Here is a 24,946-nt window from a genome sequence, read left to right as displayed (position 1 = left end):
AGCGCGTAGGCCGGATAAGAGGCGTCATCCGGCAATATGAGAGTCGGTCAAACCGTTTCCAGCTTCGCATATGCGGCAACCAGCCATTTGATCCCTTGCCCCTGAAAAGCCACCTGCAACCGGCTATGTTCGCCGCTGCCCTCCAGGTTGACAATAGTTCCCTCGCCGAACTTCGCATGGCGCACGCGTTGGCCGAGTTTGTAGCCTGTGTCGTTTTCCGCCAGCGGCGTTCCCATTCGTTGATGGCTCACCGGACGACTGACGGTGGCGCGCAGACGGACCTCTTCCACGCACTCTTCCGGCAACTCGCCGATAAAACGCGACGGGCGATGATAAACCTCTTTACCATACAGACGGCGAGTTTCGGCATAGGTTAGCGTCAGTTTCTGCATGGCACGGGTAACGCCGACGTAGGCCAGACGACGCTCCTCTTCCAAACGCCCGCCCTCATCCAGCGACATCTGGCTGGGGAACATGCCCTCTTCCATGCCGACAATAAACACCTGTGGAAACTCCAGCCCTTTGGCCGAGTGCAGCGTCATCAACTGCACCGCATCCTGCCAGGTATCCGCCTGCCCCTCGCCCGCTTCCAGCGCCGCGTGAGAGAGGAAGGCCTGCAACGGCATCAAATCTTCATCTTCGTCGTTGTAGCTGAACTGCCGCGTCGCCGTCACCAGTTCCTCTAAGTTTTCGATGCGCGTCTGGCCTTTCTCGCCTTTTTCTTGCTCATACATGGTGCGCAGGCCGGAATCTTTGATCACCCGGTCAGTCTGCACATGCAGCGGCATGTCGGCAGTTTCCTGCGCCAGAGCGTCGATCAGTTCCATAAAGCGTTGTAGCGCGCTGGCCGCACGCCCGGCCAGGGCTTTTTCTTGTAACAATTCACGGCACGCCTGCCACAATGTTAGCTGGCGATCGCGCGAGGTCTGGCGCACCACGTCCAGCGTACGGTCGCCGATGCCGCGCGTTGGGGTATTCACCACGCGTTCAAAGGCGGCATCATCGTTGCGATTGGCAATCAAACGCAGATAAGAGAGCGCATCTTTGATCTCCTGGCGTTCGAAGAAGCGCATCCCGCCGTAAATGCGGTACGGCATACTGGCCTGTAATAACGCTTCTTCCAGCACGCGCGACTGGGCGTTGCTGCGATAAAGGATGGCGCATTGCGCAAGCGCGCCGCCGTTGTCCTGCCAGGTTTTGATACGATTAACCACAAAGCGCGCTTCATCCAGTTCGTTGAAAGCGCAGTACAGAGATATCGGTTCGCCATCAACGCCGTCAGTCCACAGCTTTTTACCCAAACGCCCGTTGTTATTCTCAATCAGAGCGTTCGCCGCGCTAAGGATGTTGCTGGTCGAGCGGTAATTCTGCTCCAGACGAATGGTCTGCGCGCCGGGGAAATCATTGAGGAAGCGCTGGATGTTCTCTACCTGGGCCCCGCGCCAGCCGTAGATCGACTGGTCATCGTCGCCGACAATCATCACCTTACCAGTATCGCCCGCCAGCAGACGAACCCAGGCGTACTGAATGTTGTTGGTATCCTGGAATTCGTCCACCAGGATGTTAGTAAACCGCTCGCGATAGTGTTGCAGGATGTGCGGCTTGTTCAGCCATAGTTCATGAGCGCGCAGCAGTAGCTCGGCAAAATCCACCAGACCAGCGCGATCGCACGCTTCCTGATAGGCCTGATACACCTTCTGCCAGGTCTGCTCCACCGGGTTGCCATAGCTTTGGATATGGTGCGGGCGTAGCCCTTCGTCTTTCTGGCTATTGATGTACCACATCGCCTGACGCGGCGGCCACTGCTTCTCATCAAGATTCATCGCCTTAATCAGGCGCTTAAGCAAACGCATCTGATCTTCGCTGTCGAGAATCTGGAAATCCTGCGGCAAATTAGCGTCCATATGATGCGCGCGCAGCAGGCGGTGCGCCAGACCGTGGAACGTCCCTACCCACATTCCGCCCTGGCTGGTCCCCATCAACTGGCCAATACGATGGCGCATTTCCGCCGCCGCTTTATTGGTAAAGGTCACCGCCATGATGGAATATGGCGAGTTGTTTTCTACGCTCAGTAACCAGGCGATACGGTGCACCAGCACGCGGGTTTTCCCGCTTCCCGCGCCCGCCAACACCAGCATGTTGCTACGTGGCGCGGCCACCGCTTCGCGCTGTTTATCATTAAGGCTGTCGAGCAGGTAAGAAACGTCCATTGGCACCGCCGCGTAAAAACATGAAAACTAAAAACGCCCGGGGCGCTTCGCTTACCGGGGCTACTTATCGTAGGGCGGATAAGCATAGCGCCATCCACCAGAATAACTGGGAATTTATACAGAACTACTGGTGATTATATCAGCGAGGTGAGAGATGCCAACCGCGAAATTTCGATATGCGGCAGTAAACGGCTGTCCTGCGTCCGCATCAGGTCGGCATTTTCAGGTTTAATCCAGCAGGCCTGCATCCCACAGCGAATAGCGCCAGCCACATCGGTAGTCAGATCGTCGCCGACATGCAGGATCTCGCCGATCGGCACATGCAGTTTTTCCGCCGCCAGGAAATACATGTCGCTAAACGGCTTGGAACGTCCATCCGGGCCGGCGCGCAGTACAAACTTAAAGTAATCGCCGAGGCCAAACAGTTCCGGCTGGGCATTGCCGTTAGTGATCGCCACCAGCGGCCATTTTTTCGCAAGCTGCTGTAATGTCTCATGGGTAGCCTGCGGAACCTCAATCTGGCTGCGCCATTTGGCAAAATGCATCATCGCCGCATTCGCGCCGGCAATGGCCTCCTGCGCCGATAATCCCGCATCCCGCATAGCCTGCTCTATCGCGCGATGGCGCCAGCGGGTAACGTCATGATAGATTTCCGGCTCCGCTTCACGCACCGCCTGCCGTATCCGCTGTAAATCGACGTTTTGAAACGAACGTAGCGACGGGTGATAATTTTGCATAAAAGCGAGCGCTTCCTGCTCAGTACGCAAAATCACCGGACGGTTATCATAAAGGGTATCATCCAGGTCAAAGGTGAGCGCGGCAATACGCCCCAAAGGCCGGTAAAAACGCATTATTTCCCCCGTTTAGCGCGCGGATGCGCCGCGTCGTACACTGAAGCAAGATGTTGAAAATCAAGATGAGTATAAATTTGGGTGGTGGAAAGGTTGGCATGACCCAGCAGCTCTTGCACGCCGCGCAGATCGCCGCTCGATTCCAGCATATGGGTCGCGAACGAATGGCGCAGCTTATGTGGATGCACGTGGCTGTTTAGCCCCTGCTTTATGCCCCATTCGGCGAACCGTTTTTGGACATTGCGCGCGGAGATACGCTTGCCGAGCTTCGACAGGAATAACGCCTCTTCGTCGCTGGCGAACAGGCCGCGCAGATCCAACCAGTGCTCAATCCACGTCACCGCGTTACGGCCAATCGGCAGGCGTCGCTCTTTGCTGCCTTTACCCATTACCCACACTTCGCCGGTATCAAGATCGAGGTGCTTTATATCCAGGCCAACCAGTTCGGATAAACGCAGTCCCGCGCCGTACATGACCTCCAGCATCGCCCGATCACGTACGGCGAGCGGATCGTTAAGATCGATGTCCAGCAGGCGGTTAACGTCGTCGACATCAATATTTTTCGGCAGATGACGCGGCGCTTTCGGTGCGGAGACGCCCTTCGCCGGGTTAGCTTTCAATTCGCCCTGACTGACTAACCAGTCAAAAAAGCTTCGCAATGCCGAGAGACGTAGCGCCAGACTGGCAGGGCCAAGCCCTTTGCGCCGACTGCGCACCGCAAAACTGCGCACAATCGCAGCGTCACATTGTTGCCAGCTTTTCAGCCCGGTTTCTCCGGCTAAAGCGATAATGGCATCAAGCTGACGCTGGTAGTTCTGCAGGGTAATAGGGCTAAGCTGGCGCTCCACGCCTAAATAGCGCAGGAACCGCGAGACGTCCTGAGAAAGCGCGACATCCGTCATACGCGTTTAATCCAGCGTTCCAGCAGTTCCGGCAGCATCAGCGCGATCTCCTGTAAAAGCTGCGTCCCCTGCCCCGGCTGATAGTGGTGCGGGTCACGGCTGCTGAAGAGAATCACCCCGAGGTCGCCATCGCTGCCCATCATCGACATGGCTACCGACCCTACAGCCTTCGCCTCCGGCAAGACCACCAGCAGTTCCGGGCCGTTTAGCGGGCCAAGATAATGCTGCGACTGTCCCAGTCGTTGAATACGCAGCGGCTCGAAGGCCTGACGGTTTAAAGCCAGATGCGTATAGCGCGATGGCGCGCCAAGACGCCACCGATCCGGGAACAAACGCAGCGTCGCGCCGGCAAGCCCCAAATCGCGCGCCCAGCGGTGAAACCGCACCAGCATCTCATCCAGACTATCCGCGGCGACCAGACGGCTTTGCAGATGCAGCAAGCGATAAAACAGGCTTTCATTGGCATGAGCCTGTTCCATCAGCAGCGTCATATTTTCTTCAAGCACATTGATGTGATTACGCGCGCGGGCCATATGCCACTCAACGAGCGAAACCGTTCCCCGCACGGGATGTGGAACACGCATCGCTTCCACGGCATGGGCGTTACGGATAAAAAACTCAGGGTGATGGCGCAGGTAATCGACGACCGCTCGATCGTCCAGTTCCGTGAGCGTTTCCTGTAGTTCTTCCTCTGGTTGCTTCATAAATGGATAAATCCGTCGTAGATATGTGCCGCCGGACCAGTCATGTATAACGGATGACCCGGACCTTTCCAGGCGATATCCAGCCGACCGCCCGGTAATTCCACGCGTACTTCTTCAGCCAGCAGCCCCTGCTGAATCCCCACGGCAACGGCAGCGCACGCGCCGCTGCCGCACGCGCGGGTCTCCCCTGCGCCGCGTTCATAGACTCGCAGCCGGATATGCTCACGTCTTACAACCTGCATAAAACCAATGTTGGCGCGTTCCGGAAAACGCTCATGGCTTTCCAGAACCGGCCCCAGTGTTTCAACGGCCGCCGTGTCGACGTTATCAACCTGAATGACACAGTGCGGATTACCCATTGAAACCACGCCGCACAATATGGTCTGTTCCGCCGCTCGCATAATATACGTCTTTTCCGCTTTGTTGGCGCGAAAAGGCACCTGCGCGGGTTCAAAGTTTGGTTCCCCCATATTCACCCGCACCAGTTCATCTTCCGTGACGCTCAGTACCATCCGGCCATTCGCGGTACTGACCCGAATGTCGCGTTTATTGGTTAGCCCTTTCAGGCGAACAAATCGCGCGAAACAGCGCGCGCCATTGCCGCACTGCGAGACTTCACTGCCGTCGGCGTTGAAGATGCGGTAATGAAAGTCCAACTCAGGATCATAGGGCGGCTCAACCACCAGCAGCTGATCGAACCCTACGCCCAGGTGTCTGTCGGATAGCCGACGAATCAGTTCCGGCGAAAAAAAGACATTCTGCGTTACCGCGTCGACGACCATAAAATCGTTGCCAAGGCCATGCATTTTAGAGAATTGCATCATTCACTCCGTTCACGCGGGGACAGAAAACTATCCTCAGTAATTGACCTGGGACGGGCCATCTCCCGTTGCGCGATCGTTCTTATCGGGCATCGTGGACTGCGTTTGCGAATCGACTTTTTTCGTCGGCGGCGGCGCATTTTTATCGGCTGGCGGGAAATAAAGCGGCCCTTTCAAACCGCAGCCCGTCAGGCTGAACAGAGTCAGAAGTACAGCGAGTGTCTTAAACACGTTTTTCATTATGGATTGCCTGTAAGTTCATGCTTTCTATTTTCTATCATCGCAGGAGAAGGCGTAAAAGCAAGCGTTTAGGGGCTCTTTATAAAATCTGAAAAGCGGCGCGTTGCCATGATTATTGCGCATTTACATCAGGAAACATGCTTTGCTAATCACTTTAGGTTTACGTACCACGTCCGGATGACCTTATGCAATATCGTAATTTGTTTTGCCTTTTTTCGCTTTCACTTCTGCTGCCTCCCGCCTGGGGATGCCGACTAAGTGAATCTCCGCACAATGTTTATCAACGGCAAGGCAGCGGCGTGGTTTATCTCCAGCCAGAAGAGGAGAACAATCTTTCGTTGCCGGAGGTGAATTTCAAACGCCTGCGTCGGTTACCCAATTCATTGATTAACCCGGCAACTCAGGGCTGGAACTGGATAGCACAGCCCCCTTCCTGAACCAGAAAATTAACGCCGGAAAAGAGCATGGCTATTTTATGCGTGATAGCCAGCAAGGTCAGGGTATTCATGTCTTTAGCATCAATGGGCCGCTAAAAGTCACCGAGCGTTTTGCGTATGACAACCGCTAGTTTATACGTGGATTGGCAGCCAGCTTTACCGAACAGCATCCCCCTGCCCGGATAAGACGCATACTCTGAATAGGAACGTCATGTACACCAACAATAAAGACATCATCATCATAACGCAGGCACCGGAATGCCAAAAATGACGCCGCTAAACCGTTTTGCGCGTTTGAATAAACATCTGAAAAACGCCCTTCGGGGCGTGGGGATCGGTTCATGCATTTACGTCATTATTGAAAGCATTATGCACGGCACGATAAACGGTGTTGAAGCTGCCGGAGTCCTGACGATAAGCGCGGTACTCGGTCTGCTTAGCGCTCTTTTGGATATCAAAGCAAAGCCGCGCGCCCCCTTAATCCTGTTGCATTTTCTCCTCTGCGGCGGCTGCGTCGCGCTGATGGTGGCAATGCTGTCGGCTCTGAACCATTTCCCGGTTAACGCGTCCGTCATACTTATCACCAGTGCGCTATTTATCGTCATTTATCTACCGCTGGGTTTTATCCTTTACCGCTCACAACGGTAATTCGTATCAGTTCCAGAAGCTGACGCTTCCCCTTATACTGGCGATATCACTCAATAGCAGGATAAAACAATGAACGACAGTGAATTTCATCGCCTGGCTGATGCCCTGTGGCTCACCATTGAAGAACGTCTCGATAACTGGGACGGCGACAGCGATATCGACTGCGAAATCAACGGCGGCGTGCTGACCCTCAGCTTTGAGAACGGCAGTAAGATCATTATTAACCGTCAGGAGCCGTTGCACCAGGTGTGGCTGGCAACCAAACAGGGCGGCTATCACTTTGACCTAAAAGGTGACGAGTGGGTTTGCGATCGCAGCGGCGAAACCTTCTGGGATCTGCTGGAGCAGGCGGCAACGCAGCAGGCGGGTGAAAAGGTGAGTTTTCGCTAAGTTTTAATTCCGCAGGAGAGCCAGAAGAATAGCGCTTTCCTGCGTATATTTAACGAGATATGCGGTCGTATTACCAACCCCGAAATGTGAAATACAGCCAGGTTGCCAGAAACAGCGCGGGCCATACACTCAACCAACCAACCCAAAAACCGTAGCGTTGCCAAAAGGTTAGGTTAAATAGTGGCTTCTGCTCGGTAAAAAGTTGACGTAACGCTGGTGACCAACGTTTTTCCTTGATTTCATTGCTGCAATGATTGCATATCGCTAAACCAAACTTATCTCTTTTTCTCGCCTGAGACAGACCACATGTACGGGTCCTTTTTTGGCGAATAATCAACCATACATCCTGATTATTACAATAAGGGCATGTTTCATGTGTGGGTAGGGTTGCCAGAGGCAGCACATCAATATGGTGAGTAATAACAAAAAACATATATCTCTACCCTATTGTTCCAGGTTTCTGGCAACAGCCATTTTAAAAATATCCTGTAACTCATCTGAATCATAATCGAGATCGTTTAGAGAGATATTCATCACGCGATTACTTCCATGCTTATTTAATAATGACAGAAAATTATTACGCATTTTCTCATTAGTAATTCGCTGACAATAAAGCTCAACATCTTTGACAAAAACGGCCAGCACAGGCGTATTATCGCTAACACGCTCACCAACATAGTCGATTTCATGCCAGTAAACTATTGGTAGCCTGGTTGTGTGTAATGTTACTCCCTCCTGGTTCAACGTTAGCTGTGGCTTTCCTGAAAAGGCGGAGTACCAGTAAGCACTTGCGCCTGCTATCATGAGGAGTATTAAAAAAACACACACCATCTTTAGCATAATACTATAATTTAGAAAGAGGCTCATCATAAGAGCTATAGCTACCACTGAATAAAACAGAGCTAATTTTATTTGTCGTTTCTTATTCACGTAAATAAGAATAGGGTTGTTTATTGACATATAATATCCTTTTATAAAAACATCCATAAGAAACCATTAAAGAGCTTTTGTTTCTAATATGGTTTTTCAAAACATATTTACGAAAACAATGAAAGACGCGATAGCGTTTTGAACGGTCTGGATATTACTACATAAATTGTATAAGAAAAAATATTGTCTAAACCTTGTTCCGCTCAATGAGCATTCTTCGAATGTAGGCTGGATAAGGCGTGTTAGCGCCGCCATCCGGCACAGTATCGCTCTAAAGCCATAATCATATTGATAAGAATAATGGCCGCACATGTGAGCATTAACGCGGTAAAGAACAAAAAGGCGATACCGTACAATTCCCATCCCAAGTCATAGAGAAAATGGTAATTGTCGCAGGAGATGATCACATCCTCCAGACCGGGACATACTTTTCCCCATCGCCCCCAGTAAGACGCATCCCAGAGTTGAAAACTGGCCATGCTGGCGCATAGCGAGAGCAGGCACCCAGCGGATATAAAACAGAATAACTTATTTATAAGAATGAAGCCGAGGCTGACCATCGCCATGACTATCCCTAACAAAATGAACGCATCTGCCACCTCAAACCTCCTCCTGTAAACCAAATGCGGAGGTCACGGTAACGAAGTTGGGTGAAGTTAATGTGAAGCGGTGAACGCCGGCCGGGCAGCTTTGCCCGGCGCAGCACTTACGAAAAATACTGCTGCAATAGCGGTGCGTCATGATCCTGGTTTGCTGGCGGCACGGTGTTGATAGGCTGCGTACGGAATGGGATCACCTGCGCGCGGCCATCGGTTTTCACTATCTGGTAGAACTGCGGCAGGTTAAAGTTGATAAAACTGGAGCCATACGTGAAGCGATCGTGCGATGACGAATAGAAGCGACTGACGTCGCGCACCAGTTCTTCCTTGCTACCTTCGCAGTGGTGATACACTTCCGCCCGGTTACTTTCATCCAGAATATAAATATTAAAGCCTTTCTCATCGCCCGTTTCTTCAAAGAAGAACTGGATAATCCCTTCGCTGGCGAAGCCATCCACCACTGACGGCAATTTCACCTGGTTGGTTTCCACCTGTACCGACAGCCCGTGCAGCTTGTTATGCGAAATCGCACCGTAGAATTCGATAGCGTTCTCCAGCTTCTGCACCGAGACATTCAAGCGTTCGAAGAATAGTCCCCACGTCTGCCCGGAAACCCGCAGCGCCTTGAATCGACCGGTCTCCTGACGGGTGCTGGAAAGACGTAGCTCGATACATTCGGAGACCAGTTGCTGCACGCGGGTGCGAATCAGACCGCGAAGATGCTGACTGTAGCAGAACACTTCGACGCTATCCGGCGGCGCGGCATCCTGGTGCATTTTCCCCAGAATCGTTTTCAGCGCTTCGATCATCGCCTGCTCGCCGTTAAAGTGCAGAGTACGCACTTCGTTCCACGAGTTGCGATATAACAAGTCGATACTGCCTATCAGACAGTTTTGCTCTTCGCCAAAGCTGAAAACGTCCAGCTTACGGAAGTCAAAATGGACCACTTTATTGCGAAACGCCGCCGTCGGGTCATATTCGAGGTTAACGATAATCGCCAGATGGCGAATTTCACAGGGGCTGTAGAGCGCTTTCGGCGTTGGAGCAGGCAAGCGCAGCGGGAAATGGTGCGAAACATCGGCGACCATCTCCTGCAACTTAGGCAGGTCGACAATACCGTTGCCCTTAATAAACAGATGCGTTCGCGACGTCAGCAGGCCGTTGAACCACGCCCACGCGACCAGCTTATTAAGATAACGGTTATATTCCAGCGGCTGATGGCTGATGATGGAATCCATGTTCGGCGCGCGGTTGTAGAGATACCAGCCTGAACGGTTGGCGCGTCCCGGCGGCACATGGATAAAGGTTAAATTCGGCTCGGACAGATCCGGCGATATCTGCGGGTTCACCAGCGTGACTTTACCCGGCAACGCTTCAAAAGCGGCGTACAGCTTACGCGTCAGTACGCCGATATCCTGCGGGCTGGCACTCACGCTGAGGTTGTTGCGCCGCGCAAAGCGAATCAGGTTACGATAGCTTTGCATCATTGCGTCGAGCAATTCGTTGTGGGCTTCGCGCACCTGATCGATTTTCCAGTTTGCGCGATTATCGAGCATGGTCAGACGCGCGTCGTCCCATCCCCACTCGCTGACTAACTGGCTTAATACTTCCCGACGCCAGCCTACGCAGGCGCGCTCGCGACTTAATTTCTCGCACACTTTCAGGTAAAAGCAGCGGCGGACTAAATCCAGCCGCGTCGGATCTTCAATCGCCGTCAGGTATTCAGTGACCCGTTCCAGCATCATGCAGTAGGGATCGAGTCCAAACGATACGATTTCACCGTCATGCAGACGTTGTTTAATATCTTTCGCCAGCAGACGTGGGTTGGGATATTCCCATGAGTAGGCTTCCAGCAGCAGCGTTTTCAGCACCGCTTTGTACGGCGAGTCAATACTCTTGTATAGCTGCCACAGGCTGGCGCCAAAGTACTCTTCGGCGGAGAGCGAGCTTAAGCCTCCCAGATCCAGCCATTCGTTTGGCGTTAATACGCCCTGCGCGTAGAGCGTCATGACATAGTCGTCGTAATGCTCTTCTTCGTCGCACGGCACCATACTCCACAGGATACGCTTCCCGGCCAGGCGCACAGCGGTACGATAAAACTCATCAAGCAACAGGATATGCTGCGTAGAACCACAGTCTTCCCCGCCCAGACTGCCGCTTTCGTTATGGCGGAAACGGTTCTCGTCGATCAGGAAGAAGCTCACCTCAACGCCAAGCGAGGCGGCCCAGCTTTCCAGCAGGCTACACTTACGTTGCAGCAACTGACGCTCTTCGCCGTCGAGCCAGGACTGATGGCACACCCAGATATCCAGGTCGGACGAGCAGCTCTGCCCGACCGAGGAGGTGCTGCCCATGGTGTAAACACCGGTAATCGGCAGCTCGCCCTTCGGCGGGTCCTGCGGCGTCATACCGCGGTACAGCTCAAGTTCGTTCAGATAGTGGCGTTGGGTTTCATCAGGCGTGTAGAAGCAAATACCGCTGGGAACGTTACCATCAAGGTAACCCGGCATCAGTGGATGGTGATAGTGCAATAATGTCGGCAGAAGACTGTAAACCTGCTGAAAAGCGGGTCCCATGGCAGCAAGCGCGCGATCCACACGCAGTTGATTTATGGCATCCAGTCTCTGTTTCAGAGTCTCAATATAGAGGTACAAGACGTATCGCCTGATGTTGCTACCCGTCATGGTGCAGGTCAGTACTTGACCGTCGCCATTCGGGATAAACCGTATGTCAAAAATAACCGTTACCCTTTCTCGTCTGCATATTTTTATCTAATACCGACGAAAAAATGGTCTAAAACGTGATCAATTTAACACCTTGCTCATTGACCGTAAAGAAAGATGCGCTACATACAAGTGTAGCACCGTTCGCTGCGTGTAAATTCTTAAATACGGGCTGGCGGTTTCTCGTCATTATTCACTGTCATTGACGACACTGCGCCTTATCCTCTCACTCACGGTGACCGGAAAACTAACATACTCTCTATAAGGATGTTAGGATGGTCAATGATTGATAATGACGGTAACAAGCATGTTAGACAATGTTTTAAGAATTGCCACACGCCAAAGTCCCCTTGCGCTTTGGCAGGCACATTATGTCAAAGACGCATTGATGGCAACCCATCCGGGACTGACGGTAGAACTGGTGCCGATGGTCACACGCGGCGACGTGATTCTCGATACTCCCCTGGCGAAAGTGGGCGGTAAAGGACTGTTTGTTAAAGAGCTTGAAATCGCGCTGCTGGAAAAGCGCGCTGATATCGCCGTGCACTCTATGAAAGACGTTCCGGTGGCCTTCCCGGACGGTCTCGGTCTGGTGACCATTTGCGAGCGCGAAGATCCGCGCGACGCGTTTGTCTCGAATAAATATCACAGTCTGGACGATCTGCCCGCGGGTAGTATCGTCGGGACGTCCAGTTTGCGTCGCCAGTGTCAACTGGCGGAACGCCGTCCGGACCTCATTATCCGTTCGTTGCGCGGCAACGTCGGCACACGTCTCGGCAAGCTGGACAACGGCGACTATGACGCCATTATCCTGGCCGTGGCCGGTCTGAAACGCTTAGGTCTGGAGTCGCGCATTCGTACAGCCTTGCCGCCCGACGTTTCGCTTCCTGCCGTAGGCCAGGGCGCCGTCGGGATTGAGTGTCGTCTTGACGACGCGCGAACGCAGGCGCTGCTCGCACCGTTGAATCACTCGCAAACCGCGCTGCGCGTAACGGCGGAACGCGCTATGAACACCCGCCTGGAAGGCGGTTGTCAGGTGCCGATTGGCAGCTATGCAGAAATCATCAACGGTGAAATTTGGTTACGCGCGCTGGTTGGCGCGCCGGACGGTTCGGTGATGGTGCGCGGCGAACGTCGTGGTTCTCCCGAGCAGGCGGAGCAAATGGGCATCTCGCTTGCAGAGGAACTGCTGGAAAACGGCGCGCGCGCGATTCTGACGGAAGTTTATAACGGCGAGACGCCCGCATGAGTATTCTGATCACCCGCCCCTCTCCCGCAGGGGAAGCATTAGTGAGCCGTCTGCGCGCACTGGGGCAGGTGGCCTGGAGTTTTCCACTGATTGAATTTGTCGCCGGCCGGGAGCTACCCACCCTGGCCGACCGCCTGGCGACGCTGACGGAAAACGATCTGGTTTTTGCCCTTTCACAGCACGCCGTCGCCTTTGCTCACGCCCAGCTCCAGCGGGATGGCCGAAACTGGCCTGCGTCGCCGCGCTATTTCGCGATTGGCCGCACCACGGCGCTCGCCCTTCATACCGTTAGCGGGTTCGATATTCGTTATCCATTGGATCGGGAAATCAGCGAAGCCTTGCTACAATTACCTGAATTACAAAATATTGCGGGCAAACGCGCGCTGATTTTGCGTGGCAATGGCGGCCGCGAACTGCTGGGCGAAACCCTGACAGCTCGCGGAGCCGAAGTCAGTTTTTGTGAATGTTATCAACGATGTGCGAAACATTACGATGGCGCGGAAGAAGCGATGCGCTGGCATACTCGCGGCGTAACAACGCTTGTTGTTACCAGCGGCGAGATGTTGCAACGGCTCTGGTCGCTGACTCCCGAGTGGTATCGTGAGCACTGGTTACTACGCTGTCGGCTATTGGTCGTCAGTGAACGTCTGGCGCACCTTGCCCGGGAGCTGGGCTGGCAAGATATTAAGGTCGCTGATAACGCCGACAACGATGCGCTGTTGCGCGCATTACAATAACTCTCATAATGGGATGCCATAATGACGGAACAAGAAAAATCCTCCGCCGTGGTTGATGAGACCAGGGAGAGCGTGGAAACCACGCCACAGCCAGTTAATACCGAGAAAAAAAGTAAGAACGGCGCCGCGCTGGTATTAAGCGCGGTGGCGATCGCGATTGCCCTGGCGGCAGGTATTGGGCTTTATGGCTGGGGGAAACAGCAAGCAACCGCGCAAACGGAAACCAGCGATGCGCTGGCGACGCAACTGACCGCCTTGCAAAAGGCTCAGGAGAGCCAAAAAGCGGAGCTGGAAGAGATTATCAAAAAACAAGCGGCGCAGTTAGAAGACGCGAATCGCCAACAGGCGGCGCTGGCGAAACAGCTTGATGAAGTACAACAAAAAGTCGCCACCATTTCCGGCAGCGATGCTAAAACCTGGCTGCTGGCGCAGGCTGATTTCCTGGTGAAACTCGCCGGACGCAAGCTGTGGAGCGATCAGGACGTCACTACCGCCGCTGCGCTGCTCAAAAGCGCTGACGCCAGTCTGGCGGACATGAACGACCCCAGCCTGATTACCGCACGACGCGCGATTACTGACGATATCGCCAGCCTGTCATCCGTTGCGCAGATCGACTATGACGGCATTATTCTCAAGCTCAATCAGCTCTCTAACCAAATCGATAACCTGCGTCTGGCGGATAACGATACCGATGGTTCGCCGATGGATTCAGACAGCAGCGAGCTGTCCAGCTCGCTAAGCGAATGGCGCGTTAACCTGCAAAAAAGCTGGCAGAACTTTATGGACAGCTTTATTACCATTCGCCGCCGCGATGATACTGCCGTACCGCTGTTGGCGCCCAACCAGGACGTCTATTTACGCGAAAATATTCGCTCCCGCCTGTTAGTCGCCGCGCAGGCCGTGCCACGCCATCAGGAAGAAACATACCGTCAGGCGCTGGATAACGTTTCGACCTGGGTTCGCGCTTATTACGATACTGACGACGCCGCGACAAAAGCCTTCCTGGAGGAGGTCGATAAATTAAGCCAGCAAAATATTACGATGGATCTGCCGGAAACCCTGGGAAGCCAGGCGATTCTTGAAAAACTGATGCAAACCCGCGTGCGTAATCTGCTGGCGCAACCGACAGTCTCTACGGCAGCGCCTGCCACGCAGACAGACGCTCCGGCAGCCGCGCCGCAAGGAGAATAATGATGCTAAAAGTATTATTGCTCTTTGTGTTGTTGCTCGCGGGTATCGTGGTCGGCCCGATGATAGCCGGTCACCAGGGCTATGTGTTAATCCAGACCGATAACTACAACATTGAAACCAGCGTCACCGGACTGGCGATCATTCTCATCGTCGCTATGGTGGTGCTATTCGCCATTGAGTGGTTGCTACGCCGTCTGTTTCGTACCGGCGCGCACACCCGCGGTTGGTTTGCCGGCCGTAAACGCCGTCGCGCCCGCAAGCAGACCGAACAGGCGCTGCTGAAGCTGGCGGAGGGCGACTATCAGCAGGTTGAAAAGCTGATGTCAAAAAACGCCGACCATGCTGAACAACCGGTGGTAAATTATCTGCTGGCGGCAGAAGCGGCGCAGCAGCGCGGCGATGAAGCGCGCGCTAATCAGCACCTTGAACGTGCGGCAGAGCTGGCGGGGAACGACACCATCCCGGTCGAGATCACGCGCGTGCGCTTACAGCTGGCGCGCAATGAAAATCACGCAGCGCGTCACGGCGTGGACAAACTGCTGGAGGTCACGCCGCGTCACCCGGAAGTTCTGCGTCTGGCGGAGCAGGCCTACATTCGCACCAGCGCATGGAGTTCGTTACTGGATATCATCCCATCCATGGCGAAAGCGCACGTCGGCGATGAAGCGCATCGCGCCATGCTCGAACAACAGGCGTGGATAGGACTCATGGATCAGGCGCGCGCCGAGCAGGGCAGCGAAGGATTACGCACCTGGTGGAAAAACCAAAGCCGTAAAACCCGCCATCAGGTGGCGCTGCAGGTCGCGATGGCCGAGCATCTAATCGAGTGTGACGATCATGATATGGCGCAGCAGATTATCATTGACGGTCTGAAACGCCAGTATGACGATCGGCTGGTGCTGCCCATTCCTCGCCTCAGAACCAATAATCCGGAACAACTGGAGAAAGTGCTGCGCCAGCAAATCAAGACGGTAGGCGATCGCCCGCTGTTATGGAGCACGCTCGGCCAGTCGCTAATGAAACACGGTGAATGGCAGGAGGCGACCCTGGCTTTCCGCGCCGCGCTAAAACAACGCCCGGACGCGTATGATTATGCCTGGCTTGCCGATGCGCTTGATCGACTGCATCAACCGGAAGAGGCCGCCGCCATGCGGCGCGATGGCCTGATGCTGACATTACAGAACAATCCCCCGCAGTAATTCCCTCTTGCCCGGTGGCGCTTCGCTTACCGGGCTTACCGCCTACGCAAAATCATTCGGAATGCATAAAAAAACGCCTGCCCGGTTAAGGGGCAGGCGTCAAAACAGGTCTGTATGACAACATAAAGGGGTGCTTCACTCAACGTTGTGTCCAGGGTGTTTGATGAGGCGTAAGCGACATCTGTCAGTGGACGATAAGCACCGTAAACGGCTCTGCATCATTCCTGAGTTTATGAGGCCAGAAGGCGAACATAAGAGATGGAATGAGCATCTACCCGTACATTATTGCACATAACGTGCCATCTTTGCATCGCTAAAAAACAGGCGCAGGCGTTAAAAAAACGTAGACAATTCACGCGATTGACATCCCCCCGCCGCTGGCGAGGTTTTAGCGTGTCGCCCGGCGGAGACAGAACAGGATGCTTTTTATAAAGTGATTATAAATCAATAGATTATTCGTCACCGAATAGCGACAAATAAAGTCTGGGATATCGCCAATAAACCATAATGGCAACACGTGCGGGATAAGTAGTTGAAAATGAACAGAAAACAAAAAACCCCGCCGAAGCGGGGTTCAAAATTGGTCGGCGAGAGAGGATTCGAACCTCCGACCCACTGGTCCCAAACCAGTTGCGCTACCAAGCTGCGCTACTCGCCGATATACTGCTTTTTTGAATTTTTAGTTCAATTCATTGAGTCGTGGTGCGAGGGGGGGGACTTGAACCCCCACGTCCGTAAGGACACTAACACCTGAAGCTAGCGCGTCTACCAATTCCGCCACCTTCGCGTTTCACAACTCTATATTAATGGGGTGGCTAATGGGATTCGAACCCACGACAACTGGAATCACAATCCAGGGCTCTACCAACTGAGCTATAGCCACCACTGAAACTTTTTACGCGGTATTAAACCACCGCAGCTCAAGCACCTAAATAAATGGTACGCCCGACAGGATTCGAACCTGAGACCTCTGCCTCCGGAGGGCAGCGCTCTATCCAGCTGAGCTACGGGCGCTTAGCGCCGTTGCGGGGGTGGATAATACGGACTTCACACCCCGCTGTCCAGTGCCTTTTTAAATAAAATGCGCGTTTGGTTATGCTTTGCGCATTTTGGCGCTTATTCCCCCACCTTGTGGGCGGTTCCGTGACGATTCAGACCGAAAACTTTGTAGACCAGCGTGACGGCCAGCAGGAAGATGACGCCGACAAACAGCGACATGCGCGTATCTTCATTAAAGTACATGCCGATTAAAACGCAAACCAGAAACGCCATCGTCAAATAGTTCGCCCACGGGAACATAATGGAACGAAAAGGATGATCCGCAATCGCTTCTTTATGCGCCCGACGAAAGCGCAGTTGGCTAATCAGAATGACAAACCATGGCACCATCCCCGGCAGTACGCTGGCGCTATAAACGTAAACAAAGACGCGCTGCGGATTGGGGATGATGTAGTTCAGGCAAGAACCTACCAGCAAAATCAAAATAGAGAGCGCCACGCCCGCGACCGGCACGCCGTGGCGAGAGACTTTCGCGACTGCCGCCGGCAGTTGACGGTTTTTCGCCAGCGCGTAAAGCATACGCCCACAGCTATACATTCCGCTGTTACAGCCGGAGAGCGCCGCCGTCAGCACGACAAAGTTGATAATGCCCGCCGCGGCGGTGATGCCGATTTTCGCGAAGGTGAGCACAAAGGGACTGCCGTTGCTGCCAATCTCATTCCACGGGAAAATGGTGACGATCACGAAAATCGCGCCAACATAAAAAATCAGGATACGCCACAGCACTTTACCCACCGCGCTACGCAACGTCACCTGCGGATTCTTCGCTTCACCGGCGGTAATACCGATCAACTCAACCCCCTGATAAGAGGCCACCACGATACATAATGCGGTCAGAAAGCCTTTCCAGCTGCCAGCAAAAAAGCCGCCATGCTCGGTCAGATTACCAAAGCCAATCGCCTGGCCGCCGTTACCAAAACCGAAGAAAATCACCCCCAGACCGATGATGATCATCACAATAATCGTGGTGACTTTGATCATCGCAAACCAGAATTCGATTTCACCATACAGGCGCACCGCAGCCAGATTCGCCAACGCGACCAGTCCGACGGCAATCAGCGCCGGTATCCACTGCGCCATCTCCGGAAACCAGAACTGGACGTAGACCCCAATGGCGGTAATTTCCGAGATCCCGACCGCCATCCACATAAACCAGTATGACCAGGCGGTAAGATAGCCAAAAAAAGGACTCATATACCGGTGGGCGTACACGGCAAAGGAGCCGGTAACAGGTTCCAGAAAGAGCATCTCCCCCATCGAACGCATGATGAAAAAGACGAACAATCCGGCGATGATATACGCCAGCAGCACTGACGGGCCCGCCCATTTCAGCGTACTGGCGGCGCCCATAAAGAGTCCGACGCCGATGGTGCCCCCGAGGGCAATCAATTCAATATGACGAGCTTCCAGCCCACGCTGTAGCTCCGGTTTTTTCTCTGCCATAAATCCTCATGTCGTGTTTGCAACGGTTCCGGTAGTACCGGTTATTGTTATGGGTACATCGATTGTTGCGAATATTTTCTTAAATTTGGACAAATGGCAAATGGAGCATTAAAAAAATGCACTTATTGTGTAAGAAATCATCGATTATGTTGTAAATGAGCAGCGCCATAAGCACAAGCCGCTGCTCAAGTCATCAGAAGGGAGAATTAGAGATCGCCAGTATAGTGCCAGCGAAGGTAGCGCAGCAGGCGCATCTGGCGGGTAATACGCCTCGGTTGCGAAAGCAGACGATACAACCACTCCAGTCCCAGGTTCTGCCATATTTTTGGGGCGCGTTTGACGTGACCGGTAAACACATCATAGGTACCGCCCACCCCCATATATAGCGCATGGGGATGCACTTCCCGACAATCGCGCATGAGTAATTCCTGTTTTGGCGATCCCATCGCGACGGTGACAATTTTCGCGCCGCTGGCATGGATACGCGCAAATAGCGCCTGACGCTGCTCCGGCGTAAAGTAACCGTCCTGGCTACCCACAATATTGACGTTCCACTGCGTCCGCAGTTTTGCTTCCGTCTGCGCCAGCACCTCAGGCTTGCCGCCGACAAGAAATACCGGCGTGCCTTCTTTACCCGCGCGCGCCATTAACGCTTCCCAAAGGTCAGCGCCAGCCACACGAGAAACCTGCGCCTGCGGAAATTTTTTACGTATTGAACGCACCACGCTGATGCCATCGGCATATTTAAATTCCGCCGCCGCTATCAACGCGCGGACTTCCGGATTGTCTTCCGCCGTCAGCAGCTTTTCGGCGTTGATCGCCACCAACGTGCCTTGCTTCAGTTGACCATCGGCAAACAGATAATTCAGCGCGTGTGACATGTCGCGCCAGCCAATCAGAGGTAACCCGCGCAGCGAGTAAAGGGGCGCAGCGGCATTATTGGTCATAGTTTTCCTTCCACCTGTGCCTGAGGGAGCGAAGTTGTACGTTTATGAATCAGTCCGGCGCTATCAAATAACCAGAACAGAAGCTTAGCGACCAGCAGGCTGGCGCCAAAAACCACCAGGAAGAAAACCACGCGCGAAACAAACGAATCCAGCCCTTCTCGCGCCAGCACAATCATATTAAAGATGGCGCCAAAGCAGAAACTGTGCAGAATCGCCGCCTTATAGCGATTGGGCTCCCGGTTACCCAGTTCATATAGCCAGTCGAACCATTTGATAATCAGCCCGACGACGATCGCGCCGAGCGGAATAAACAGCGCCCCGCCCATGACCACCAGCGATCCGATAAGCGTTGGCGATATCGCCAGGCCAGAATGGTTGTTCAGGACTTCCCAGGTGAAGTAATTCGCAGAATTCAGCACGATACTGGGTCGTCCCGGCCATAACCAGGTGGGAATAAAGACGTAGAAATCACGCACGATAGGGGCCAGCCCCTGAAAATCGATATTGTGGTAATTTTGCAACAGCAGCGCCAGATTCTCCCACGGCGAAAAGGTATCGCGCGTCAGATAAAGAAACGTATAGAACGCCTCATCGCCGCTCACATTTAATCCGTAGCGTTTGAGCGCCAGCCAGAACATACCGACAATCCCCAGCACGCCCGCCGCTGCCAGCATCCACAGGCTGATCCAGCCCCGAATAATGCCGATAAACAGGAAGATAGCAAACGCAATAATGATGTTAGCGCGCGTGCCGCCGACAATCATGTAGGTCAACAGACCAAACGCGACGGTGCTCACCAGAAAGAACAGCCACGCTTTGCTGTCCTGGCGCAGGAAATAGACCACCAGCATCGCCGGAATGAAGAAATAGAAGAACCGTTTTAACGCCACGCCGGAGACTTCGCTGGAAAAGATCTGGCTGTAGGAGTGCAGCCGGAACAGCAAAAAGCCGTTATGCATAAAGAAAATCGCCACGCTCACCAGCGCGATGCCCATCAGGATCACCCAGGTAAGGTGGGTTTCCACCCGGTTCATGGTAAATAGCGGCTTGCGTGGTACATCCACAACGCGTTTGCGTAAACGCGTTTTATAGGTCACGTAATACACGCCGTAGAAACAGGCGGCGGATAATAGAGCCTGCAATAAGATTTCCGGCGGCGCGACGCCAACGTCGAAACGAAATACCAGCACGCTGGTTAGCGGAAAACCAAAAAAGAAGGTCAACAAAAACAGCAACGAAAAGAAAACGTTGAAGTTAAAACGCACGCGGCGGAATTCAAACCAGGTCAGCGTGGCGATAAACAGCGTAGAGAGCAGCCAGACCACCAGCAGCCCGCTGAATTGCATTAAACTCATTCGGCTTCTCCTGCGGCGATTCTCAACGCATTATGCCACGGTTGCAGGTAGTTGGGGCTAAAGAAGGTAATGCCGCTTTTATCTACCGATGCGAGCTGACGCTGCGCCTCGCGCACGACCTGCTCATTAAGATCGTCCGTGGTAAACAGGACGGGCAGATGCTGTTCCGCCATATCCTGCCAGAAAGGATTGTCGCGATTCAGTACGCACGGGATATCGGCCTGAATTAGCAGACATAACGTCCCGATCCCCTGTTGGCGGGCAAAAATAAAATAACCGAGGTCGCACTGGCGCAACAGCGCAAGATAGGCATCAAATTCCATTTTTTCGCTAAGAATTTGTAGATTTTCGGCGCTAAATAGCGCCAGGCCGGCCTGACGAACCTCATCAATATAGGCCTGGTTATTGGCCGGATAGCCCATCGGCACCACCACGTTTACCGTGTCGCCAAACTGCTGATACACCGCCCGTAACGCCGCAATATGTTGGTTACTGCGATCGCCGGAGTTCCCTACCAAAATGGTCAATTTCCCCGCACGTTGGCGCTCTTTTGCCATAGCATTCAGGGAAGGATCCATGCGCGTCGGGAAATAGAGCAACTCGCCGCGTACGCCCGGGTGCTGGCGCGCAAAATAGCTGAGATCGCCGCGCGTCGCGAATACGCACCCTACTCGCTCCTGCGCGATACGACGAAGCGGGTAGAAAAGGCGGAATTTCAGCCCGTGGGACACTTCGTAGAGATCCGCGCCCCAGATATGCCAGTAAAACTGAGCTGGCTTAATACCGCCGCTTAACAGCGCCAGCCACAGGCTGGTGTTGAACTGACCGTGAAAGAAGAATCTCTGTCGACGATTTGCTTTCGCTTTGGCGATGACCGCCTGCGCCAGCGCTTTCTTACTGCCATAAAAACGAAGCGAGAGCGCCGGGCAGCTTTCCGTGAAGCCGTTATCTTCGCCGGCAACCATAAATTCGCGCGCGTGCTCGCTTGTGGCGGCCAGCGTATCATTGAAAAACCGCAGCACGGTGTGGTTATGGTGAGGGATATCCGATCCCAGGACGTGAATCAGTACAGTCATGCTCGCCTACGCCAGAGTAAAAATACGCCGCAACAAAGTGAAAAATAGACAATATAGGTGGCCATATAAGCCTGTGCCGCACCCAGCGCGCCGTGAGCGGGAATCAGCCAGTGAGCGAACGCCGTTAACAGAATGAACTGACTAATTTCGGCCAGAATGTAAAATCGCAACGACGCTTTGGCAATCACCAGATAACCGAAAACATAGGCGCCGACTTTCAGCACGTCGCCCACTAACTGCCAGGCGAACAGATCGCGCATCGCGGTGAATTTGGCGGAAAAAAGCAGCCAGATAGCAAAATCGCGCAGTAGCCAGACGGTAAAACTCGCCGCCGCGACCGCCGGTAAAACAAATTTCAGCGCTTTTACCACTTCACGCGTAATGTCCTGTTTTTCCGTCAGGCGTGAGAGCGTAGGTAACAGGTAAACGCTGAAGGAGGCGGTGATAAATTGCAGATAGGCATCAGAAATACTGCTCACGCCCTGCCAGATCCCGACATCGCTCCAGCTATAGTGCGCGGCCAGTTGGTTTCGCATCATCACATAGGCGACCGGCATCGTAACGGAGGTAATCAGCGCCATCAGGGTAAATTTACTAAGCTGCCCTGCCAGACCGTTGTCCCAGGAGGGCTTGAGATAGCGTAGCGGGACGGTGCCGCGCTTAATCAGTATCATACCGGCTGGCACTACCACCAGCGCCGGCACCAGCGCCAGGCCAAGCAGAGCGCCTTCATAGCCGCCGACACGGTAGCAGAGATACCAGGCGGCGACACCCAAAAAGCTGCCGACAATTAACGATAAGGCATTACCCGACGCGTCACGAAAGCCCTTCATTAGCGCCAGCAGCAGGTTCGCCCAGGCGATCCCCATTTGTACCAGCGCAACCAGACGCACCAACCCTTGATAGTCCGTATGACCGAACAGTCCCTGGCTAATCGGCGCCGCCGCCAGCAGGAAGACCAGCGCCAGCAGCGTAGAGAACCCCAATACCATCGCGGAGGAGGTTCCTACCACAGTACGTAACTGCGCCGGGTCATCATGATGTTGTGCGACGAGTTTGGTAACGCCGTTAAATATCCCGGCGCCAGCCAATACGCCCAGCACGGTGATCATCTGGCGGAAGTTACCCGCTTGTCCGACGCCCGCTGGACCAAAAGAGACGGCCAGTAGTTTCACCACCAGCAGTCCGGCGCCAATTTTTACCAGCGTACTGACCGCCGTCCACAGGGAGGCTTTAGCAAGCGACATATCAGGAGAAATAATTTAGCAAGGTAGTAATCACCGTTCGTTGATCGACGGGCGCAAGGTTATAAAACAGCGGCAGACGCAACAAACGTTCGCTCTCTTTTGTGGTGTAGACATCGTCCCCGATAAACTCGCCGAATTTATCGCCCGCCGGACAATCATGCAGCGGAATGTAATGGAATACCGCCATGATTTCCGCCTCTTTCAGGAAATTAATCAGCGCGCTGCGATCGGCGATATCCCGCAGTTTGATGTAAAACATGTGGGCATTATGCCCGCAGTTTTCCGGAATAGAAGGCAGCTCGATACGCCCGGCGCGCGCCAGCGGCGTTAACGCATCGTAGTAAGTCTGCCACAGCGACAGACGCTGTTGATTGATACGATCGGCGGCCTCCAGTTGCGCCCACAGGTAGGCAGCCTGCAGATCGGACATCAAATAACTGGAGCCGATATCCCGCCAGGTGTATTTATCCACCTGACCACGGAAAAACTGGCTACGGTTGGTGCCTTTTTCGCGGATGATCTCCGCGCGTTCAATCAGCGTACGATCGTTGATCAGCGTCGCGCCGCCTTCGCCGCCAGCGGTGTAATTTTTGGTTTCATGGAAGCTAAAACAGCCGATGTGACCGATCGTCCCTAATGCGCGCCCTTTGTACGTGGACATCACACCCTGGGCGGCATCCTCGACAACGAACAGATTATACTTATCCGCCAGCGCCATGATGACGTCCATTTCACAAGCGACGCCAGCGTAGTGTACCGGCACGATAGCACGGGTTTTATCAGTAATCGCCGCCTCAATCAGCGTTTCGTCAATATTCATCGTATCCGGACGAATATCGACAAACACAATTTTCGCGCCGCGCAGGACAAAAGCGTTAGCGGTGGAGACAAACGTAAAGCTCGGCATGATCACTTCATCGCCGGGCTGAATATCCAACAACAGAGCCGCCATCTCCAGCGACGCGGTACAGGAAGGCGTCAGCAACACCTTCGCGCTGCCGAAATGTTGCTCCAGCCACTGCTGGCAACGACGCGTAAAGCCGCCGTCGCCGCACAGTTTGCCGCTGCTCATTGCAGACTGCATGTATTCGAGTTCGGTTCCCACCACCGGCGGCGCATTAAAAGGAATCATGTTGTCACCTGTATAACCAGTACGCAGTGCTTTCGATGTTGGCACCGCTTTGTATGTAACGTTTAAGCGCGGCGGTGTTGCCCAACTGGGTCGCCACCCGCAATGTTGCTTTGCCGCGACTCTGCGCCCAACAGATCGCCGCCTGCATAAGTTCCGCTCCCGCGCCGCGTCCGGCCAACAGACCGATGCGCGCGTCGGTATCATTCAATTCCCGCAGCGAGACGTAACCGCGGATAGCGCCTGTCTCCGTGCGAAGCACCAGGCATTGGTGATCAAACGTGCCGCGTACCGCATTCTCAATCCACTGGGCGTAAAAACGGGCGCTGGCATCGGGCGCATACCACGGCGCGCGAAAACGACTCTGCGTAAACGCCTCTCCGGCCAACTGACGCAAAGCAGGGATGTCCGTAAGGTGTGCAATTTCCGCGCCATGCTGGCCGCTATGCCCTTTTACCGGCAACGCAAAATCCACCTCGCCTTCAACCAAAGAGAATCCCAGCGATTGCAACGCCGACAGCCAGGCGATGTTTTCAGCCGGCACTTTTACCTGCACGCGTTGCCACGCCTGCAGCGCTTCTGGCGTTAATTCGGGCGCTGAGGCATCGATACGCACAATGCCGCTATTCACGCCAAAGAACGTATTTTCCCAGAGTAACGGTTCAATACTGGCGCGGACGGGCACGGAGCAACTCCAGTAAATATTGGCCATAGCCGGTTTTTTCAAGCTGACTGGCGGCGCGTTTCAAACCATCATCATCCAGCCAGCCGTTGCGCCAGGCAATCTCCTCCAGACAGGCAATTTTGAAGCCCTGGCGCTTTGATACGCCGCGCGTAATGGGATGCAACCGGGTACCGG

24 protein-coding genes, 4 tRNA genes and 2 pseudogenes are annotated in these 24,946 nt (G+C 53.9%); 8 read left to right on the top strand and 22 right to left on the bottom strand.

Annotated elements, in window-relative coordinates; translation table 11 throughout:
* Positions 1-47: 47 nt before the first annotated feature.
* The 6 genes from uvrD to EOS97_RS10245 all read right to left on the bottom strand — a co-directional run bounded on the left by uvrD (position 48) and on the right by EOS97_RS10245 (position 5,728).
* Positions 48-2,210, bottom strand: a complete 2,163-nt coding sequence (uvrD, locus tag EOS97_RS10270) for a DNA helicase II (protein WP_000383436.1) — start codon at positions 2,208-2,210, stop codon at positions 48-50.
* Between the two features lie 134 nt (positions 2,211-2,344).
* Positions 2,345-3,061: a 5-amino-6-(5-phospho-D-ribitylamino)uracil phosphatase YigB gene (gene yigB / locus EOS97_RS10265; RefSeq protein ID WP_001213560.1), complete on the bottom strand. Its 717-nt coding sequence runs from the start codon at positions 3,059-3,061 to the stop codon at positions 2,345-2,347.
* On the bottom strand, positions 3,061-3,963 hold the full coding sequence (gene xerC / locus EOS97_RS10260; RefSeq protein WP_000132877.1) for a tyrosine recombinase XerC: 903 nt from the start codon (positions 3,961-3,963) through the stop codon (positions 3,061-3,063). Before xerC ends, yigB begins: the two co-directional genes overlap by 1 nt.
* Complete coding sequence (locus tag EOS97_RS10255; protein WP_000812763.1) at positions 3,960-4,667, bottom strand: DUF484 domain-containing protein; 708 nt, start codon at positions 4,665-4,667, stop codon at positions 3,960-3,962. The genes xerC and EOS97_RS10255 overlap by 4 nt, the downstream gene beginning before the upstream one ends.
* Positions 4,664-5,488 (bottom strand): diaminopimelate epimerase, encoded by an 825-nt coding sequence (gene dapF, locus EOS97_RS10250; protein ID WP_001160671.1) that lies wholly within the window; start codon positions 5,486-5,488, stop codon positions 4,664-4,666. The genes EOS97_RS10255 and dapF overlap by 4 nt, the downstream gene beginning before the upstream one ends.
* A 36-nt stretch (positions 5,489-5,524) precedes the next feature.
* Positions 5,525-5,728 (bottom strand): lipoprotein, encoded by a 204-nt coding sequence (locus EOS97_RS10245; RefSeq protein WP_000799903.1) that lies wholly within the window; start codon positions 5,726-5,728, stop codon positions 5,525-5,527.
* Between the two features lie 185 nt (positions 5,729-5,913).
* Here EOS97_RS10245 and EOS97_RS26770 point away from each other — a divergent pair, with 185 nt between their 5' ends.
* From EOS97_RS26770 to cyaY, 4 genes and pseudogenes are all read left to right on the top strand, one after another.
* On the top strand, positions 5,914-6,165 hold the full coding sequence (locus EOS97_RS26770; protein ID WP_001621231.1) for a hypothetical protein: 252 nt from the start codon (positions 5,914-5,916) through the stop codon (positions 6,163-6,165).
* Positions 6,075-6,436, top strand: a pseudogene (locus EOS97_RS10240) (hypothetical protein); the annotation flags it as partial. The gene EOS97_RS26770 and the pseudogene EOS97_RS10240, both read left to right, overlap by 91 nt.
* A complete protein-coding gene (locus EOS97_RS10235; protein WP_001125562.1) occupies positions 6,424-6,813 on the top strand; it encodes a DUF3021 family protein in 390 nt (129 codons plus the stop codon). The pseudogene EOS97_RS10240 and the gene EOS97_RS10235, both read left to right, overlap by 13 nt.
* A gap of 69 nt (positions 6,814-6,882) precedes the next feature.
* A complete protein-coding gene (gene cyaY / locus EOS97_RS10230; RefSeq protein ID WP_000999925.1) occupies positions 6,883-7,203 on the top strand; it encodes an iron donor protein CyaY in 321 nt (106 codons plus the stop codon).
* A 70-nt stretch (positions 7,204-7,273) separates the two neighbouring features.
* Here cyaY and EOS97_RS10225 read toward each other — a convergent pair whose 3' ends face one another.
* The 4 genes from EOS97_RS10225 to cyaA form a co-directional block, all read right to left on the bottom strand.
* Positions 7,274-7,636, bottom strand: a complete 363-nt coding sequence (locus EOS97_RS10225) for a hypothetical protein (protein ID WP_010989084.1) — start codon at positions 7,634-7,636, stop codon at positions 7,274-7,276.
* Positions 7,637-7,647: 11 nt separating this feature from the next.
* Positions 7,648-8,190, bottom strand: a complete 543-nt coding sequence (locus EOS97_RS10220; protein ID WP_001747560.1) for an STM3941 family protein — start codon at positions 8,188-8,190, stop codon at positions 7,648-7,650.
* Between the two features lie 185 nt (positions 8,191-8,375).
* Entirely contained in the window at positions 8,376-8,732 is a 357-nt protein-coding gene (locus tag EOS97_RS10215) for a hypothetical protein (protein ID WP_000752580.1), read from the bottom strand.
* Between the two features lie 107 nt (positions 8,733-8,839).
* Entirely contained in the window at positions 8,840-11,386 is a 2,547-nt protein-coding gene (gene cyaA, locus EOS97_RS10210) for a class I adenylate cyclase (protein WP_000281718.1), read from the bottom strand.
* Between the two features lie 376 nt (positions 11,387-11,762).
* On the opposite strand from cyaA, the gene hemC reads away from it, so the two are divergent.
* From hemC to hemY, 4 genes are read left to right on the top strand one after another with little or no spacing between them, the layout of a single operon-like run.
* Positions 11,763-12,704, top strand: coding sequence for a hydroxymethylbilane synthase (hemC, locus tag EOS97_RS10205; protein ID WP_001521319.1), 942 nt, complete (start codon positions 11,763-11,765; stop codon positions 12,702-12,704).
* Entirely contained in the window at positions 12,701-13,441 is a 741-nt protein-coding gene (gene hemD, locus EOS97_RS10200) for a uroporphyrinogen-III synthase (protein WP_000025494.1), read from the top strand. Before hemC ends, hemD begins: the two co-directional genes overlap by 4 nt.
* A gap of 21 nt (positions 13,442-13,462) precedes the next feature.
* Complete coding sequence (hemX, locus tag EOS97_RS10195) at positions 13,463-14,632, top strand: uroporphyrinogen-III C-methyltransferase (RefSeq protein ID WP_000138955.1); 1,170 nt, start codon at positions 13,463-13,465, stop codon at positions 14,630-14,632.
* A 2-nt stretch (positions 14,633-14,634) separates the two neighbouring features.
* Positions 14,635-15,831 (top strand): protoheme IX biogenesis protein HemY, encoded by a 1,197-nt coding sequence (gene hemY / locus EOS97_RS10190; RefSeq protein ID WP_001546072.1) that lies wholly within the window; start codon positions 14,635-14,637, stop codon positions 15,829-15,831.
* 581 nt (positions 15,832-16,412) lie between these two features.
* Here the strand turns inward: hemY and EOS97_RS10185 are convergent.
* From EOS97_RS10185 to EOS97_RS27370, 12 genes and pseudogenes are all read right to left on the bottom strand, one after another.
* Positions 16,413-16,489: transfer RNA gene (locus EOS97_RS10185), tRNA-Pro, on the bottom strand.
* A gap of 42 nt (positions 16,490-16,531) precedes the next feature.
* Positions 16,532-16,618, bottom strand: a tRNA-Leu gene (locus EOS97_RS10180).
* Between the two features lie 20 nt (positions 16,619-16,638).
* A tRNA-His gene (locus tag EOS97_RS10175) sits at positions 16,639-16,714 on the bottom strand.
* Between the two features lie 54 nt (positions 16,715-16,768).
* Positions 16,769-16,845: transfer RNA gene (locus EOS97_RS10170), tRNA-Arg, on the bottom strand.
* A 102-nt stretch (positions 16,846-16,947) separates the two neighbouring features.
* Complete coding sequence (locus EOS97_RS10165; protein WP_000818382.1) at positions 16,948-18,333, bottom strand: amino acid permease; 1,386 nt, start codon at positions 18,331-18,333, stop codon at positions 16,948-16,950.
* Between the two features lie 206 nt (positions 18,334-18,539).
* Entirely contained in the window at positions 18,540-19,280 is a 741-nt protein-coding gene (gene wecG / locus EOS97_RS10160; RefSeq protein WP_000183621.1) for a lipopolysaccharide N-acetylmannosaminouronosyltransferase, read from the bottom strand.
* Positions 19,277-20,635: an ECA oligosaccharide polymerase gene (gene wzyE, locus EOS97_RS10155; protein WP_000055605.1), complete on the bottom strand. Its 1,359-nt coding sequence runs from the start codon at positions 20,633-20,635 to the stop codon at positions 19,277-19,279. The genes wecG and wzyE overlap by 4 nt, the downstream gene beginning before the upstream one ends.
* Entirely contained in the window at positions 20,632-21,711 is a 1,080-nt protein-coding gene (locus EOS97_RS10150) for a TDP-N-acetylfucosamine:lipid II N-acetylfucosaminyltransferase (RefSeq protein ID WP_000217182.1), read from the bottom strand. The genes wzyE and EOS97_RS10150 overlap by 4 nt, the downstream gene beginning before the upstream one ends.
* Positions 21,708-22,958, bottom strand: a complete 1,251-nt coding sequence (gene wzxE, locus EOS97_RS10145; protein WP_000050289.1) for a lipid III flippase WzxE — start codon at positions 22,956-22,958, stop codon at positions 21,708-21,710. The genes EOS97_RS10150 and wzxE overlap by 4 nt, the downstream gene beginning before the upstream one ends.
* Position 22,959: 1 nt before the next feature.
* Complete coding sequence (rffA, locus tag EOS97_RS10140; RefSeq protein ID WP_000612080.1) at positions 22,960-24,090, bottom strand: dTDP-4-amino-4,6-dideoxygalactose transaminase; 1,131 nt, start codon at positions 24,088-24,090, stop codon at positions 22,960-22,962.
* A 4-nt stretch (positions 24,091-24,094) separates the two neighbouring features.
* Positions 24,095-24,772 (bottom strand): dTDP-4-amino-4,6-dideoxy-D-galactose acyltransferase, encoded by a 678-nt coding sequence (rffC, locus tag EOS97_RS10135; RefSeq protein WP_001145160.1) that lies wholly within the window; start codon positions 24,770-24,772, stop codon positions 24,095-24,097.
* A pseudogene (locus EOS97_RS27370) lies at positions 24,750-24,908 on the bottom strand (glucose-1-phosphate thymidylyltransferase); the annotation flags it as partial. The pseudogene EOS97_RS27370 and the gene rffC, both read right to left, overlap by 23 nt.
* Positions 24,909-24,946: the final 38 nt, after the last annotated feature.

This window comes from Salmonella sp. SSDFZ54, assembly GCF_004010735.1.
GTDB classification, from domain to species: domain Bacteria; phylum Pseudomonadota; class Gammaproteobacteria; order Enterobacterales; family Enterobacteriaceae; genus Salmonella; species Salmonella enterica.
Note: the sequence above shows the minus strand (reverse complement) of the source record. Positions and strands in the feature narration are given on the sequence as shown.

Bases quoted from the DNA above. Each gene is read 5' to 3' on its own strand.
- EOS97_RS10255 (WP_000812763.1), bottom strand. From the start codon at position 4,667: ATGAAGCAACCAGAGGAAGAACTACAGGAAACGCTCACGGAACTGGAC.
- EOS97_RS10235 (WP_001125562.1), top strand. From the start codon at position 6,424: ATGCCAAAAATGACGCCGCTAAACCGTTTTGCGCGTTTGAATAAACAT.
- hemX (WP_000138955.1), top strand. From the start codon at position 13,463: ATGACGGAACAAGAAAAATCCTCCGCCGTGGTTGATGAGACCAGGGAG.
- wzxE (WP_000050289.1), bottom strand. From the start codon at position 22,958: ATGTCGCTTGCTAAAGCCTCCCTGTGGACGGCGGTCAGTACGCTGGTA.
- EOS97_RS10245 (WP_000799903.1), bottom strand. From the start codon at position 5,728: ATGAAAAACGTGTTTAAGACACTCGCTGTACTTCTGACTCTGTTCAGC.
- cyaY (WP_000999925.1), top strand. From the start codon at position 6,883: ATGAACGACAGTGAATTTCATCGCCTGGCTGATGCCCTGTGGCTCACC.
- hemY (WP_001546072.1), top strand. From the start codon at position 14,635: ATGCTAAAAGTATTATTGCTCTTTGTGTTGTTGCTCGCGGGTATCGTG.
- xerC (WP_000132877.1), bottom strand. From the start codon at position 3,963: ATGACGGATGTCGCGCTTTCTCAGGACGTCTCGCGGTTCCTGCGCTAT.
- EOS97_RS10220 (WP_001747560.1), bottom strand. From the start codon at position 8,190: ATGGATGTTTTTATAAAAGGATATTATATGTCAATAAACAACCCTATT.
- hemD (WP_000025494.1), top strand. From the start codon at position 12,701: ATGAGTATTCTGATCACCCGCCCCTCTCCCGCAGGGGAAGCATTAGTG.
- EOS97_RS10225 (WP_010989084.1), bottom strand. From the start codon at position 7,636: ATGTTTTTTGTTATTACTCACCATATTGATGTGCTGCCTCTGGCAACC.
- dapF (WP_001160671.1), bottom strand. From the start codon at position 5,488: ATGCAATTCTCTAAAATGCATGGCCTTGGCAACGATTTTATGGTCGTC.
- hemC (WP_001521319.1), top strand. From the start codon at position 11,763: ATGTTAGACAATGTTTTAAGAATTGCCACACGCCAAAGTCCCCTTGCG.
- wzyE (WP_000055605.1), bottom strand. From the start codon at position 20,635: ATGAGTTTAATGCAATTCAGCGGGCTGCTGGTGGTCTGGCTGCTCTCT.
- wecG (WP_000183621.1), bottom strand. From the start codon at position 19,280: ATGACCAATAATGCCGCTGCGCCCCTTTACTCGCTGCGCGGGTTACCT.
- yigB (WP_001213560.1), bottom strand. From the start codon at position 3,061: ATGCGTTTTTACCGGCCTTTGGGGCGTATTGCCGCGCTCACCTTTGAC.
- EOS97_RS10150 (WP_000217182.1), bottom strand. From the start codon at position 21,711: ATGACTGTACTGATTCACGTCCTGGGATCGGATATCCCTCACCATAAC.
- EOS97_RS26770 (WP_001621231.1), top strand. From the start codon at position 5,914: ATGCAATATCGTAATTTGTTTTGCCTTTTTTCGCTTTCACTTCTGCTG.
- uvrD (WP_000383436.1), bottom strand. From the start codon at position 2,210: ATGGACGTTTCTTACCTGCTCGACAGCCTTAATGATAAACAGCGCGAA.
- rffA (WP_000612080.1), bottom strand. From the start codon at position 24,090: ATGATTCCTTTTAATGCGCCGCCGGTGGTGGGAACCGAACTCGAATAC.
- EOS97_RS10165 (WP_000818382.1), bottom strand. From the start codon at position 18,333: ATGGCAGAGAAAAAACCGGAGCTACAGCGTGGGCTGGAAGCTCGTCAT.